Source organism: Streptomyces mangrovi (assembly GCF_900114215.1).
GTDB classification, from domain to species: domain Bacteria; phylum Actinomycetota; class Actinomycetes; order Streptomycetales; family Streptomycetaceae; genus Streptomyces; species Streptomyces barkulensis.
In genome coordinates, this window is sequence record NZ_FOSG01000053.1 from 1 (window position 1) to 1,458 (window position 1,458).

A 1,458-nucleotide genomic window follows, 5' to 3' on the forward strand; every position below is an offset into this window, starting at 1 on the left:
GTGGCGGCCGTGTGGGAGGAACTGCTGAACGTCTCCGGCATCCACCGGGACGACAACTTCTTCTCCCTCGGCGGCGACAGCCTCATCGCCACCCGGGTCGTCTCCCGGCTCCGCGCCGCGGGCTGGGAGGGCGCCGAGCTGGGCGACCTGTTCAAGACACCGGAACTGGCGGCCTTCAGCACGGGACTGCGCTCGCGCGGCTCCGCCGCCGGGCCCGCGGTCCCCGTCCTGCGCCCGGCCCCCGAGCACCGGTACGAGCCGTTCGACCCGACCGATGTGCAGCGCGCCTACTGGATGGGCCGCACCGACGACTTCGAACTGGGCGGAGTGGGCTGCCACTTCTACACGGAGTACGACGGCGAGCACATCGATCTGCACCGGCTGGAGGACGCCTGGAACACACTGATCGCCCGGCACGACATGCTGCGCGCGGTCTTCCTGCCCGACGGGCGGCAGCAGGTCCGGCCCGAGGTCCCGCCCTTCACGATCCCGGTTTCCGAGGCCGGCCCGGACCCGGAGGAGGCCGAGGCAGCCCTTGCCGAGCTGCGGTCAAAGATGTCGCACCAGGTGCTCGACCCCTGCCGCTGGCCCCTGTTCGACGTGCGGGCGGTGCGGTACGGCCGGGGCCGGGTGCGGCTGGGGGTCAGCTTCGACAGCATCCTGATCGACGCGCTCAGTGTGATGACCCTGCTGCGGGAACTCGACACGCTCTACCACGCCCCGGACGCCGAACTGCCCCCGGTAGAGGTGACGTTCCGGGACTACGTGACGAGCGTCCGGCCCTCGCCCGAGGAGCTGGAATCCTCGGAGGCGTACTGGTCGGAGCGGGTGCTGGAGCTTCCGGACGGACCGCAGCTTCCGCTGGCCAAGGACCCGTCCGCCGTCGGCACCCCCCGCTTCGTCCGGCGTGAGGACCGGCTGCCGGCCGAGAGGTGGCAGCGGCTGCGCGAACGGGCCCGGGCCTGCGGCGTCACCGGATCGACGCTGCTGGTGACCGCCTTCTCCGAGGTGCTCTCCAACTGGAGCGCCCGGCAGGAGCTCACCGTCAACCTCACTCTCTTCGACCGGCGGGAGGCGCACCCCCACATCGGGCGGGTGCTGGGCGACTTCACCTCGCTACTGCTGCTCGGCTACCGGCCCGAGGCGGATGAGACCTGGCGGGACGCCCTGCTGCGGACGCAGCGGCAGATGGGCCGGGACCTGGCGCACAGCGACGTCTCGGCCCTGTGGGTGATGCGGGAGCTGGCCCGCCGCAGGGGCGCGCACGGCGTGACGATGCCGGTGGTGTTCACCAGTACGCTCGGCGTCTTCGACGGGGACGGGAACCCGGGCGAGCCGTCCTTCGCCGAGCGCGTGTGGGGTGTGTCGCAGACGCCGCAGGTGTGGCTGGACCACCAGGTGATCGAGCAGGACGGCGGCCTGCTGCTGGTGTGGGACGCGGTCGAGGAACTCTTCCCG

The 1,458-nt window shown here is 71.8% G+C and carries 1 protein-coding gene; it reads left to right on the top strand.

All coding sequences use genetic code 11. The features are described 5' to 3' along the window. Positions 1–1,458, top strand: a 1,458-nt coding sequence (locus BM237_RS28585) for a condensation domain-containing protein (RefSeq protein WP_245794104.1), incomplete at both ends; no start/stop codon positions are given.